This is a genomic window from Streptomyces sp. NPDC048590, assembly GCF_043199535.1.
Taxonomy (GTDB): Bacteria; Actinomycetota; Actinomycetes; order Streptomycetales; family Streptomycetaceae; genus Streptomyces.
The window spans coordinates 89,591-102,922 of record NZ_JBICWC010000003.1; the positions used below are offsets into that span (position 1 = coordinate 89,591).

12 protein-coding genes are annotated in these 13,332 nt (G+C 68.5%); 9 read left to right on the forward strand and 3 right to left on the reverse strand.

Translation table 11 applies throughout. From position 1 onward, the window contains the following. Nucleotides 1–13 precede the first annotated feature (13 nt). Nucleotides 14–718, forward strand: a complete 705-nt coding sequence (locus ACGFNN_RS08665) for a glycerophosphodiester phosphodiesterase (protein WP_393554127.1) — start codon at nt 14–16, stop codon at nt 716–718. A 13-nt stretch (nt 719–731) separates the two neighbouring features. Then, nucleotides 732–1,577, forward strand: coding sequence for an SAM-dependent methyltransferase (locus tag ACGFNN_RS08670; RefSeq protein ID WP_393554129.1), 846 nt, complete (start codon nt 732–734; stop codon nt 1,575–1,577). A 22-nt stretch (nt 1,578–1,599) separates the two neighbouring features. On the opposite strand, the gene ACGFNN_RS08675 is transcribed toward ACGFNN_RS08670, so the two are convergent. Then, nucleotides 1,600–2,109, reverse strand: a complete 510-nt coding sequence (locus tag ACGFNN_RS08675) for a hypothetical protein (protein ID WP_393554131.1) — start codon at nt 2,107–2,109, stop codon at nt 1,600–1,602. A 187-nt stretch (nt 2,110–2,296) separates the two neighbouring features. On the opposite strand from ACGFNN_RS08675, the gene ACGFNN_RS08680 reads away from it, so the two are divergent. From ACGFNN_RS08680 to ACGFNN_RS08700, 5 genes are all read left to right on the forward strand, one after another. Beyond that, the gene (locus ACGFNN_RS08680; protein ID WP_393554133.1) at nt 2,297–2,866 is read left to right on the forward strand and encodes a glycerol-3-phosphate responsive antiterminator; all 570 of its coding nucleotides are present in this window, start codon (nt 2,297–2,299) and stop codon (nt 2,864–2,866) included. 250 nt (nt 2,867–3,116) lie between these two features. Next, entirely contained in the window at nt 3,117–4,418 is a 1,302-nt protein-coding gene (locus ACGFNN_RS08685; protein ID WP_393554135.1) for a nitrate/nitrite transporter, read from the forward strand. Between the two features lie 80 nt (nt 4,419–4,498). Further along, nucleotides 4,499–5,275 (forward strand): SDR family NAD(P)-dependent oxidoreductase, encoded by a 777-nt coding sequence (locus ACGFNN_RS08690; protein ID WP_393554137.1) that lies wholly within the window; start codon nt 4,499–4,501, stop codon nt 5,273–5,275. Nucleotides 5,276–5,341: 66 nt separating this feature from the next. Next, nucleotides 5,342–6,805 carry an FAD-binding oxidoreductase gene (locus ACGFNN_RS08695; protein WP_393554139.1) on the forward strand — a complete coding sequence of 488 codons (1,464 nt, stop codon included), beginning with the start codon at nt 5,342–5,344 and terminating at the stop codon, nt 6,803–6,805. A 90-nt stretch (nt 6,806–6,895) separates the two neighbouring features. After that, nucleotides 6,896–8,335 (forward strand): FGGY-family carbohydrate kinase, encoded by a 1,440-nt coding sequence (locus ACGFNN_RS08700; RefSeq protein WP_393554141.1) that lies wholly within the window; start codon nt 6,896–6,898, stop codon nt 8,333–8,335. A 13-nt stretch (nt 8,336–8,348) separates the two neighbouring features. Here the strand turns inward: ACGFNN_RS08700 and ACGFNN_RS08705 are convergent, their stop codons facing one another. Together ACGFNN_RS08705 and ACGFNN_RS08710 are read right to left on the reverse strand one after the other, a co-directional pair. Next, complete coding sequence (locus ACGFNN_RS08705; protein WP_393554143.1) at nt 8,349–9,512, reverse strand: spermidine/putrescine ABC transporter substrate-binding protein; 1,164 nt, start codon at nt 9,510–9,512, stop codon at nt 8,349–8,351. Nucleotides 9,513–9,703: 191 nt separating this feature from the next. Further along, nucleotides 9,704–11,143, reverse strand: a complete 1,440-nt coding sequence (locus tag ACGFNN_RS08710) for a gamma-aminobutyraldehyde dehydrogenase (RefSeq protein WP_393554145.1) — start codon at nt 11,141–11,143, stop codon at nt 9,704–9,706. Nucleotides 11,144–11,305: 162 nt separating this feature from the next. Between ACGFNN_RS08710 and ACGFNN_RS08715 the strand changes: the two genes are divergently transcribed. Next, nucleotides 11,306–11,812, forward strand: coding sequence for an Lrp/AsnC family transcriptional regulator (locus ACGFNN_RS08715; RefSeq protein WP_362555065.1), 507 nt, complete (start codon nt 11,306–11,308; stop codon nt 11,810–11,812). Further along, nucleotides 11,797–13,176: an aspartate aminotransferase family protein gene (locus ACGFNN_RS08720; protein ID WP_362668427.1), complete on the forward strand. Its 1,380-nt coding sequence runs from the start codon at nt 11,797–11,799 to the stop codon at nt 13,174–13,176. Before ACGFNN_RS08715 ends, ACGFNN_RS08720 begins: the two co-directional genes overlap by 16 nt. Nucleotides 13,177–13,332: the final 156 nt, after the last annotated feature.

Here is a 13,332-nt window from a genome sequence, read left to right on the forward strand (position 1 = left end):
TCACAATGGCCCCATGACCACCACCGTCACCGCCGTGGCGCACCGCGGCGATCCCTACCGTGCCCGTGAGAACACGCTGCCCTCGATCCTGTCCGCAGTGGAACAGGGGGCGGACGCGGTCGAGATCGATGTACGGGCGACCCGTGACCGGGTCCCCGTGCTGCTGCACGACTCCACGCTCGAACGGCTGTGGGGCCAGGACGTGCGTCTCGACCGGCTGGACCACAAGGAGCTGACGGGGAGGACCGGCGGCGGGGTCCCCACCCTGCGCGAAGCCCTGTCCGCCACCGGGGACCGACGGGTCATGATCGATCTGCCCGGTGCGACCGAGTCCACCGTGCGGGAGGTCGTCGGAACCGTGCGTGAGTGCGGCGCCCAGGAGCGCGCGTACTACTGCGCCGACACCCATGCGATGCTGCGGGTGCGTGCGGCCGATCCGTCCGCCGAGATCGCCCTGACCTGGACCACGCTCGCGCCACCGCGTCCCGTGCTCCTCGAAGCGGTGCGGCCTCGCTGGCTCAACTACCGGTTCGGCCTGCTGAGCCGCGCGCTGGCGGACCGCGTCCACTCCGACGGCCTGCTGGTCTCCGCCTGGACGGCGGACACCCGGCGCACGATGCGCCGGCTGCTCTCGTACGGTGTCGACTCGATCACCACCAACCGGATCGACATGCTGCGCGCCCAGCTCGCGAAGTCGGCTCCACGGAAGGGTGTTTGACCGGTCCGGCATCATGGGCGGGTCCGTAACCTCCGTGACCCCAGGAGCAGATGTGCCCGAGTCAGGCCACCGTCCGGCATCCACCCGCGTCCGCGCGGACATCGCCCACAACGCCCGGGTGTGGAACTACTGGCTGGGCGGCGGCGACCACTACCCCGTCGACCGCGCGGTGGGTGACCGGGTGACCGGCATGTATCCGAGCATCGGGGAGGTGGCCCGGGCCGACCGGGCCTTCCTGGGGCGGGTGGTTCGCCATCTGGCCGGTGACGCGGGGGTCAGCCAGTTCCTGGACATAGGCACCGGCCTGCCGACCGCCGACAACACCCACGAGGTCGCCCAGCACACCGCGCCTGACGCCCGGGTCGTCTACGTCGACAACGACCCGATCGTTCTGGCCCACTCCCGTTCCCTGCTCACCAGCACCCCGGAGGGCGCCACCGAGTACGTGGAAGCGGACGCCCGTGACCCCGAGACGATCCTCCGGGCGGCCGGGCGGACCCTGGACCTGGGGCAACCGGTCGCGGTGATGATGCTGGGCATCCTCAACTTCGTCCTGGACACGGACGAGGCCCGGTCCGTAGTCAGCACGCTGATGGACGCGCTGCCGCCGGGCAGCCATCTGGTGCTCACCCACCCCACGCTGGAACTGGGCGGCGAGGGCAACGAGGCCGCGATGCGCTTCTGGAACGAGAACGCGACCCCGCCGATCACCGCCCGCAGCCGCGCGGAGTTCGCCTCGTTCCTCGACGGCCTGACCGTCCTCGAACCCGGCATCGTCTCCTGCTCGCGCTGGCGCGCCGTCCCCTTCGGCCGGGCACCCGAGGTCGCACAGTTCGCGGCGGTGGGCCGGAAGGCCTGACGGCCTCCGGCTCGGTGCCGCCTCACACGGCGACGGGGGCCGCAGCCTCGAGCCGCTTGATCATGCGCCGCACGATCAGCAGCGGGACGATTCCGAAGAGGCCGAAGGACATGTCGATCACGCTCCACCAGAAGGGGATGTCCCGGATCGGTCCGCAGATCAGGGCGAGCGGGATGATCCCGGCGCAGGCGATCATGCCGAACTCGACGACCCAGATGTTGCGGACCGGGTCGCGGTAGGGCCCGTAGAAGGCGACCGCGATCACGAGGTGCGCGAAGGCCAGCCAGTCGGTGCCGTACAGCAGGAAGGGATAGGCCGAGTCCGCCTCGTCGAGGCCGGTGCGGACCCTCGTGATCCAGTCCAGCAGGCCCGGGACGTGTTCGGGGACGGGAGAGACGGAGGAGCGCAACAGGTCCTCCGTCCAGTGGAGTTCGGTGACCAGCGGGAAGGCTGTCAGACCGCTGAGCACCAGACAGACGATGAAGACGACCAACCACACGCGTATGCGCCGCAAGAGGGCTCGCTCGCTCATGCCCCGCAGCGTACGCCCATCATGAACACGTTCAAAAAGTGGGGTCCGGGGCTGCCGTCGCCCCGCACACGCGGGGGAAGCGACGGACGGACGGGGCGCCCCCGGTCCGCCCGTCCGGATGTCCGGGTCCCAGGTCACGGCCGTACCCTGAGGGTGTTCCCGCTCAGCCGCACCCAGGAGATCCCCCTTGGACACCAAGCCCCTGCCCTCACTCCTGGAGGAGCACCCGGTCGTCGCCAGCGTCAAGGACGCGGGGGACCTCGACGCCGTGCTGCGCTCCGACTGCCGCATCGTCTTCCTGCTCCACGGGACCGTCCTCGACCTGCCGGCGATCGTGCAGAGACTCAAGGACGACGGCCGGATCGTGCTGGTCAACGTGGACCTGCTCGAAGGCTTCGCGGGGAAGGAGATCGTCGTCCGGTACGTCAAGGAGCGGACGGCCGCGGACGGGATCCTCAGCTCGAAGGCGTTCATGGTCCGCGCGGCACGGGAGCTCGGGCTCTACGCGGTGCACCGGTTCTTCCTCATCGACTCGATGTCCTACCGCAACCTGGCCCCGCAGGTCCGCATGTCCAAGGCGGACTGCGTGGAGATCCTGCCGGGCTGCATGCCGCGAGTCATCTCCTGGGTCGTCGCGGACATCGACGTTCCGCTCATCGCGGGCGGCCTGGTCTGCGACCGGGACGACGTGTTCGCGGCCCTGAAGGCGGGTGCCAGCGCGATCGCGTCCTCGAACCACGAGGTCTGGGCGATGTGAAAACCGGGGGTTGACATCGAAGACACCCCCGATTTACTTTTGCCGAGCAGGCCGACACAGGCACTGCGGCACGCTTGGAAAAAATCACATACCGGCTTTCGGGCACGGCCACCGCGCCGTCGTACCGGAGCAGTTACTAGAGACCAGAGAACAGTAACTCCTTCCCCTCGGGGAGAGTTGCTGTTCTTTTTTTGTGCCCTTTTCCGGGCACATCCCTGTCCTGCATTTCCACAACGAGGTGGTGAGCGCCGTGACCAAGTCCCAGAAGTGGGTCAGCTTCCTGATCCTGTCGATGACCTGCGGGGTCATCTATCAGGTCGCGTACATTCGGTTCGTCTTCCTGGGGCCCACGGCTCGGGCTCTCGACCTCTCCTCCCAGGACTACGCCAACATCATCTCGGTCTTCGGCATCGTCGCCATGGTGATGTATTTCTTCGGCGGCTGGTTCGCCGACCGGCTCTCCCCGAAGACCCTCATCGTGACCGCACTCGCCGCCACCGGAATCGCCGATCTCTATCTCGGGACAGTTCCCGGGTACTGGGGAATCCTCGCCGCGCACGTGGTCATGGCCGTCGCCGGAATGGGCCTGTACTGGTCCGCCCTGGTGAAAGCGATCGGAATGCTGGGCGATTCATCGGAACAGGGCCGCCTGTTCGGTTTCCTGGAGGGTGTGCGCGGTGTCACGTCGACGGTCGTCGGCTTCGTGGGTACGGCCGTCGTCGCGGCCAGTGTTGCCGAGGCGGCGGGTGTGCTCTGGCTGATCCGGCTCTACGGCATCCTGTGCTTCGTCTACGCCGCGCTCGTGTGGCTGTTCGTCAAGGGCGACGGCCGGCGACTGGCCGGCCTCGGCTCCAGCACCGTGACCCTGCGGCAGCTCTGGCGCGCCGCGCGCAACAGGTACACGTGGCTGATCGGCGGCACGGTCATGCTGATGTACTGCTTCTACACCACGCTCGGCTACTTCTCGCCGCTCCTGGAGCACCGCTACGGCATGGCCGCCGCGCTCGTCGGAGTCATCGGGGTCGTCCGCACCTATGTCTTCCAGTTCGTGGCGGGACCCGCGGGTGGTGTCGTCGTGGACAAGGTCACCCGTTCGACGCCCCGCTTCCTGCGCTGGATGTTCGCCGGCTGCGCGCTGATCGCCCTGTCGTTCCTGGTCCTGCCTCGCGACTCCGCCTTCAAGTGGGTCGCCCTCGCCCTCATGTTCGCGCTCTGCCTGCTGGTGTTCGCCAGCCGCGGCGTCTACTGGGCACAGGTAGGGGAGGCCGGGATCCACCCGGACGAGCGCGGCGGCGTCATCGGCCTCGCCTCCGGAATCGCCTACCTCCCCGACGCCTTCCTTCCCACCCTGAGCGCCTGGTGGATCGGCGACCCCTCGGCGACCCCCGCGGTGCCCGAACAGGGCGGCGGCTACACCGCGCTCTTCGTCTTCCTGCTCGCCGTGGCACTGCTCGGGCTGGGGCTGACCACGCTCACCGACCGCACCAGGCGCCGTGAACTGGCCGCGCGCGTCGCCCCCGCAGGCGCCGAGGCGGCCCCGCTGGCCGCCTGAACCCACCTTGCACCACAGCCGAAACCGCACCGCACCGCACCGCACCGCACCGCACCGCACCAGGAAAGGGTGAAATCCCGATGGAGATCACCGAGTTCAACCGGGACTTCTTCTCGCTCGACGGCAGGAACGCCATCGTCACCGGCGGCAACACCGGCCTCGGACAGGCCTTCTCCCTCGCTCTCGCCAAGGCCGGGGCGAACGTCTTCGTGCCCTCGGTCGCCGCCGACGACGGCACGACGCGGAAGCTCATCGAGGCCGAGGGGCGCCGCATGGAGTTCCTGGAAGCGGATCTCACCCGGCCCGGTGTCCCCAGGAGGATCATCGAGGGCTGTGCGGACGCCTTCGGATCGGTCGACATCCTGGTGAACTCCGCCGGCATCTGCAACATCGCCGACGTGGAGGCGTTCGACCGGAGCCAGTGGGACCCGATGGTGAGCGTGAACCTCACCGCCCCCTTCGAACTGAGCCATGAGGCGATCCGCTTCATGGTCCCGCAGCGCTCAGGCAAGATCATCAACATCGCGTCGATGTTCTCGTTCCTCGGCGGACAGTGGTCGCCCGCCTACGCGGCCACCAAGCACGGCATCGCGGGCTTCACCAAGGCGTACTGCGACGAACTCGCGCAGCACAACATCCAGGTGAACGCGATCGCCCCCGGCTACTTCGCCACCCGGATCACCGAGGAGACGCGCTCCGACCCCGAGGCCAACCGGCGCGTGCTGGAGCACATCCCCGCGGGCCGCTGGGGCGACGTCGCCGACCTCATGGGAGCCACGGTCTTCCTCGCCTCCCGCGCCTCGGACTACGTCAACGGCCATGTCCTGCCCGTCGACGGGGGCTATCTGGTCCGCTGACGACCGCGCCGCCCACACCCCACAGCCCGCCCTCCCCCCCACACCGGAACAACGAGGTAGATCACCATGACCCAGTCGCTCTCCGCACTCACCCGCGACGACATCGTCGCCCGTCTGACCACCCTGCTCACCCCCGAGCAGATCGTCACCGACGAGGAGCAGCTGAAGCTCGCGAGCGTCGACCGGTTCAAGAAGTACCAGTCGGTGCACGGCATCTTCGACGGCCCGATCCCGGCCGCGATCGTGAACGCCCGCTCCACCCAGGACGTGTCACGGGTCCTGGCCTTCGCCGACGAGAACAGGATCAACGTGGTGGCCCGCACCGGCCGCACCGGCACCGAGGGCGGCCTGGAGACCGCGGTCGAGGACACGATCGTGCTCGACGGCTCGTCACTCGACGAGATCATCTCGGTCGACGTGGAGAACATGCAGGTCACGGTCCAGTGCGGGGTGCCGCTCCAGGTTCTGGAGGACAAGCTGCGCGAGCAGGGGCTGACCACCGGGCACTCCCCGCAGTCGAAGCCGCTCGCGCAGTACGGCGGCCTGGTCTCCACCCGCTCCATCGGCCAGTTCTCCACCCTGTACGGGGCCGTCGAGGACATGGTCGTCGGCCTGGAGGCGGTCTTCCCCGACGGCACGGTCACGCGTATCAAGAACGTCCCGCGCCGCTCCGCGGGCCCGGACATCCGGCACATCGTCATCGGCAACGAAGGCGCCCTCTGCTACATCACCGAGGTGACCGTCAAGGTCTTCAAGTACCAGCCGGAGAACAACGAGTTCCACGGCTTCCTGGTCGACGACATGGCCACCGGCATCAAGGTGATCCGCGAGGTCGTCACCAACGGCTTCAAGCCGTCGGTGGTCCGCGTCTACTCCCCCGAGGACGCCCGCCAGCACTTCGCCCACTTCTACAAGGACAAGGTCGTCGTCGTGTTCGTGGCGGAGGGTCCCAAGGGCCTGGTGCGCGCCACGAGCGAGGAGATCGAGCGCGTGATCGAGCAGTACGCGCACGAGAAGGTCGACCCGAAGCTCATCGAGAACTGGTTCGACAACCTCAACTGGGGCACCGACAAGATCGAGGCCGAGAAGCAGGTCATGCTCGCCAAGGCCGAACTCGGCTACACCACGGAGGTGTCCGTCGACTGGTCTCACACCGTCGAGCTGTACGAGAACGTGATCGGCCGCATCCGCTCGGAGTTCCCGGACGCCGACGACCTGGTGATGCTCGGGGCCCACTCCTCGCACAGCTACCAGACCGGCACGAATCTGTACTTCGTCTACGACTACAGGATCAACTGCGAGCCGCGCGAGGAGATCGGGAAGTACCACATCCCGCTCAACGCGATCATCGTCGAGGAGGCCTTGAAGGTGGGCGGGTCCATGGTCCACCACCACGGCATCGGCAAGTACCGCGCGCCGTGGACCACCCAGGAGCACGGCAGCGCCTACGAGATCCTCGCCCGGCTGAAGAAGGCGTTCGACCCGAACGGGATCATGAACAAGGGCACGATCTTCCCGATCGACGCCTGAGGCCGCCCCTCGCCGCGTGGCCCCGGGCGGTACGCCCGGGGCCACGGCTCCTTCCTCCTCCCCGTCCCCCACGAGTCCCCCGGAGTGGGCATGACCAGCACGCGTCCCCGCTACTTCATCGGCATCGACAACGGTTCCCAGTCGTCCAAGGTGACCGTCTTCGACGACCGCGGCCGCGCCGTCAGCGAGGGACGCGCCGCGCTGCGCCCGTACGACACTCCCCGTCCGGGCGTGGTGGAGCATCCCGACGACGACCTGTGGGTCTCCATCGGTGAGGCGAGCCGGGCCGCTCTGGCCGGATTCGGCGGTGATCCGGCCGACATCATGGGTGTGGGGCTGTGCACGATCCGCTTCTGCCGTGCCGTCCTGAAGGCGGACGGCTCACTGGCCCAGCCCGTCATGAGCTGGATGGACGAGCGGGTCGGGCTGCCCTACGCGCACACCGATCCCGAGGCTGCGTACGTCACGACGTCCTCGGGCTACATCAGCCACCGGATGACGGGCGAGTTCCGGGACACCGCGGCCAACTACGCCGGAATGTGGCCCCTGGACCCGGACACCTGGCGGTGGAGCGAGGAGGAGCCGGTCCTCGCCGCGTCCGGGATCCCCCGAGAGATGCTGTTCGAACTGGTGCTGCCCGGCGAGGTGCTGGGCGAGGTCACCCGGGCCGCGGCCCTCCACACGGGCATCCCGGCCGGCCTCCCGGTGGTCGCGACCGCCAACGACAAGGCGGTGGAGGCCCTGGGCTGCGGCCTGCGCGCGCCGGACTCGCTCCTGGTGTCCCTGGGGACGTACGTCGCCGGCATGGCGACGGGGCCGCGCAACATCGCGGACGCCGAGGGCTTCTGGACGAACTACGCCTGCGCGCCGCACGCGTACCTTTACGAGTCGGGCGGTGTCCGCCGGGGCATGTGGACCGTCAGCTGGTACCGCGACCTGCTCGGCGAGGAGGCGGCGAAGGCCGCCCGCGAGGCGGGGCTGAGCATCGAGGACCACCTCAACGCCGAGGCGTCCAGGGTGCCGGCCGGCTCCGACGGCCTCATGACGGTCCTGGACTGGCTCGCACCCGGCGACGCCCCCTACCGCAAGGGGACGCTGCTGGGGTTCGACGGCCGCCACGGCCGTTCCCACATCTACCGCTCCGTCCTGGAGGCGCTCGCCATGACCGTCCACGGCGCGGCGGACCTGATGGCGGGCGAACTCGGCACCGAGTACACGGAGGTGATCGTCTCCGGCGGCGGCTCACGGTCCGATCTGATGATGCGGATCCACGCCGACGTGTACGGTGTGCCGGCCCGTCGTGCCGAGGCGTCGAGCGCGGCCGGACTGGGCTCGGCGATCTGCGCGGCCGTGGGGCTGGGTGTGTACCCGGGCTTCGACGAGGCCGTCGACGCCATGGTCCGCCCCGGCGAGGTCTTCCTGCCCGATCACGAGGGCCACCAGGTGTACCGGCGCCTGGAGCCGGTGTACCGGGACGTACGCGAGCACACCGACGCGCTCTACCGGCGGACCTACGAGATCTTCGGCTGAGCTCCCGGCCGCCTCACAGACCGACGATCGCGTTCCACCTCTTGGCGTACTCCGTGCGCTCCTCGGAGGTGATGTCGCGCGCGATGGCCAGACGTTCCCGCATCGGGTCGTCGGGGAAGATCAGCGGGTTGGCGGCGAGGGCGGCGGTCTCCTCGTCCTTGGCGGAGGCGAGGACGTCGCGGGCGGCGGGCACCGGGCAGACGTAGTTGACCCAGGCGGCCAGGGCGGCCGCGACCTCCGGCTCGTAGTAGTAGTCGACGAGCTTCTCCGCGTTGCGCTTGTGCGAGGCGAGGTTGGGGATCATCAGGGACTCCGACCAGAGTTCGGCGCCCTCCTCGGGCACGACGAACTCGATGTCCGGGTTGTCGGCCTGGAGTTGGAGTACGTCTCCCGAGTAGGCCTGGCAGGCGAGCACGTCGCCGTTGGACAGGTCCTTGATGTAGTCGTTGCCCGTGAAGCGGCGGATGTGGCGGGACCGTACGTGCTTCTCCACCTGCTCGCACATCTCGTCGAAGTCGTCGGCGGTCCAGCGGGTGATGTCGGCGCCGTTGCCCTGCATCAGCAGGGCGAAGGCCTCGTCGAGCCCGGACAGCAGGGTCACCCTGCCGCGGAGGTCGTCCGCCCAGAGCTCACCGGTGTGCCGGATCTCCCGGCCGAGCTTCGCCCGGTTGTACGCGATCCCGGTGATCCCGGACTGCCAGGGCACGCTGTGCAGCCGCCCCTTGTCGAAGGCGGGCCCGCGCAGTTGGGGATCCAGGTACCGGGAGACGTTGGGCTGCCGGGACCGGTCCATCTCCTGCACCCAGCCCAGGCGTACGAAGCGCGCGGCCATCCAGTCGCTGATGACGACGAGGTCGCGGCCGGTCGACTGGTGGTTCATCAGCGCGGGGCTGATCTTGCCGAAGAACTCGTCGTTGTCGTTGATCTCCTCGGTGTACGTGACGGAGATCCCCGTCCGGCGCGAGAACCCCGCGAGCGTGGGCCGCTTCGACAGGTCCTCGTCGTCGGTGTCGATGTAGAGCGGCCAGTTGGCGAAGTGCAGGGTGTGGTCCGTGCCCGAGCTGTCGTGGCCCGCGCGGTCACCCGGCTCCACGTAGGCGGCCGGCACCCCGCAGGCGGTCAGGGCGGCGCCGGCCGACCCCGCGCCGAGGGCGCGCAGAAGGGAACGGCGGGACATGAGGTGAGGCGGATTCGAGCGCACCAGCGCAGCATGCCCGCGGGTCTCCGCTGCGGGCAATCGACCGATCGTCCAGCGAGAGCGCCCTGTTGCGCACACCCTGTCCATACGACGGGCCGCCGCCGTTCGCGGCCGGGCACGCCGACGGCCCCGGGCGTGAGCCCGGGGCCGCGGCAGGCGCTGCGGACGGATCAGCCGTCGAGGGACGTCATGACGTGCTTGATGCGGGTGTAGTCCTCGAAGCCGTACGCGGAGAGGTCCTTGCCGTAGCCGGACTTCTTGAACCCGCCGTGCGGCATCTCGGCGACCAGCGGGATGTGGGTGTTGATCCACACGCAGCCGAAGTCGAGGTTCTTGGACATCCGCATCGCACGCGCGTGGTCCTTCGTCCACACCGAGGACGCCAGGGCGTACTCGACGCCGTTGGCGTACTGGACGGCCTGGGACTCGTCGGTGAAGGACTGCACGGTGATGACGGGTCCGAAGACCTCGTTCTGGATGATCTCGTCGTCCTGGCGCAGGCCGGAGACGACGGTCGCGGCGTAGAAGTAGCCCTTGTCGCCGACCCGGTGACCACCGGCCTCGACCTTGGCGTGCGCGGGGAGCCGCTCGATGAAGCCGCTGACCTGCGCCAGCTGGTTGGCGTTGTTGAGCGGGCCGAAGAAGACGTCCTCGTCGTCCGGCAGGCCGGTCTTCATGTCGGCCGCGGCCTTGGCCAGGGCGGTGACGAACTCGTCGTGGACGGACTCGTGGACGAGGACACGGGTGGCGGCCGTGCAGTCCTGCCCGGCGTTGAAGTAGCCGGCCTCGGAGATCCCTCCGACGGCCTTGGCGATGTCGGCGTCCTCGAAGACGACGACCGGCGCCTTGCCGCCGAGCTCCAGGTGGACCCGCTTGACGTCCTTCGCCGCGGATTCGGCGACCTGCATCCCGGCCCGCACCGACCCGGTGATGGAGGCCATGGCCGGCGTCGGGTGCTCGACCATCGCACGGCCGGTGTCACGGTCACCGCACATGACGTTGAAGACGCCCTTGGGCAGGATCTGCCCGATGATCTCGGCGATCAGCACCGTCGAAGCCGGGGTGGTGTCGGAGGGCTTGATCACGACGGTGTTGCCCGCGGCGAGAGCCGGGGCGAACTTCCACACGGCCATCATCATGGGGTAGTTCCACGGAGCCACCTGGGCGCAGACGCCCACCGGCTCGCGGCGGACGATGGAGGTGAGCCCCTCCATGTACTCGCCGGCCGAGCGGCCTTCGAGCAGCCGGGCGGCGCCCGCGAAGAAGCGGATCTGGTCCACCATCGGCGGGATCTCTTCGGTGCGGGTGAGACCGAGCGGCTTGCCGGTGTTCTCCGACTCGGCGGCGATGAGGTCCTCGGCCCGCTCCTCGAAGGCGTCGGCGACCTTCAGCAGTGCCTTCTGGCGCTCGCCGGGCGTCAGGTCACGCCAGGCGGGGAACGCCGCGGCGGCGGCTTCCATGGCGGCATCGACGTCGGCCTGTCCGGAGAGCGGAGAGGTCGCGTAGACCTCTTCCGTCACGGGATTGACCACATCGATGGTCCGCCCGTCCGCGGCGTCCCGGAATTCTCCGTTGATGTAGTTGCGCAGGCGGCGCACCTCGGTGGTCACGACCACCCCTCCTGTCGGCTGTCCGATGGGTGAGACTTCCACCCTAGACCGTTCGGTGACGCTTTCGACATACCCACCCGCCGTCTCCTTCGGATTCAGTGAGATTCGGAGACACAAACAACGAATTTCATCGATTCAGGCTTGCCAGACGGATGAGTATCGGTGCACAGTGGGGGCGTGGCCAGTCGTAGCGCAGACTCCAGGAACGGGAGCGGATCGTCACCAGCGGTCGATGCCGTGTCCCTCGCAATCATCGAGCAGCTCCAGGAGGACGGACGCCGTCCGTACGCCGCGATCGGCAAGGCCGTGGGCCTTTCCGAGGCCGCCGTACGCCAGCGGGTCCAGAAGCTGCTCGACCAGGGCGTGATGCAGATCGTCGCCGTCACGGACCCGCTCACCGTGGGTTTCCGGCGTCAGGCGATGGTCGGCATCAAGGTCGACGGCGACCTCGACCCGGTGGCCGAGGCCCTGTCGGCCATGGACGAGTGCGAGTACGTGGTGATGACCGCGGGCTCCTTCGACCTGATGGTGGAGATCGTCTGCGAGGACGACGACCACCTGCTGGAAACGATCAACAAACGCATCCGGTCCATAGCCGGAGTGCGCTCCACCGAGAGCTTCGTCTACCTCAAGCTCAAGAAGCAGACCTATATGTGGGGAACCCGATAGCCGTGAGCAAGGACCTCAGCCGAACCGCGTACGACCACCTGTGGATGCACTTCACCCGCATGTCGGACTACGAGAACGCGCCCGTTCCCACCATCGTGCGCGGCGAGGGCACGTACATCTTCGACGACAAGGGCAAGCGCTACGTCGACGGTCTCTCCGGCCTGTTCGTCGTCAACGCCGGACACGGCCGCCGCGAGCTGGCCGAGACCGCGTTCAAGCAGGCCCAGGAGCTGGCCTTCTTCCCGGTGTGGTCCTACGCCCACCCCAAGGCCGTCGAACTGGCGGAGCGGCTGGCCCACCACGCCCCGGGCGACCTCAACAAGGTCTTCTTCACCACGGGCGGCGGCGAGGCGGTCGAGACCGCCTGGAAGCTGGCCAAGCAGTACTTCAAGCTCAAGGGCAAGCCCACCAAGTACAAGGTCATCTCGCGTGCGGTCGCCTATCACGGCACCCCGCAGGGAGCCCTGTCCATCACCGGTCTTCCCGCGCTGAAGGCGCCTTTCGAACCGCTGGTACCCGGCGCGCACAAGGTGCCTAACACCAACATCTACCGCGCCCCGATCCACGGTGACGACCCTGAGGCGTTCGGCCGCTGGGCCGCCGACCAGATCGAGCAGCAGATCCTGTTCGAGGGCCCCGACACCGTCGCCGCGGTCTTCCTGGAGCCGGTACAGAACGCCGGCGGCTGTTTCCCGCCGCCGCCCGGCTACTTCCAGCGGGTCCGCGAGATCTGCGACCAGTACGACGTGCTGCTCGTCTCGGACGAGGTCATCTGCGCGTTCGGCCGTCTCGGGACGATGTTCGCCTGCGACAAGTTCGGCTACGTGCCGGACATGATCACCTGCGCCAAGGGCATGACCTCGGGGTACTCCCCCATCGGCGCCTGCATCGTCTCCGACCGGCTGGCCGAACCGTTCTACCAGGGCGACAACACCTTCCTGCACGGCTACACCTTCGGCGGCCACCCGGTCTCCGCGGCGGTCGGGCTCGCCAACCTCGACATCTTCGAGCGCGAGGGCCTCAACCAGCACGTCCTCGACAACGAGGGCGCCTTCCTGAAGACGCTGCAGAAGCTGCACGACCTGCCGATCGTCGGCGACGTCCGCGGCAACGGCTTCTTCTACGGCATCGAGCTGGTGAAGGACAAGGCCACCAAGCAGACCTTCACCGACGAGGAGACCGAGCGCGTCCTGTACGGCTTCCTCTCCAAGGCGCTGTACGAGAACGGCCTCTACTGCCGGGCCGACGACCGTGGCGACCCGGTCGTGCAGCTCGCGCCGCCGCTGGTCTCCGACCAGTCGACCTTCGACGAGATCGAGGGCATTCTGCGGCACGTCCTGACGGAGGCCTGGACGAAGCTCTGAGCACCTACACCGGCTGTCTCCGACAGCCGCCGCCTGGGGACCACACGGCCCGGATGCGCCCTTTCGAGTGAGAAGGGGGGTATCCGGGCCGCGTACTGTCCCGACACCCCGGTCCGGCTGCCTAGCGTGCCGAGTGACCGATCGGCCGCTTTCTCG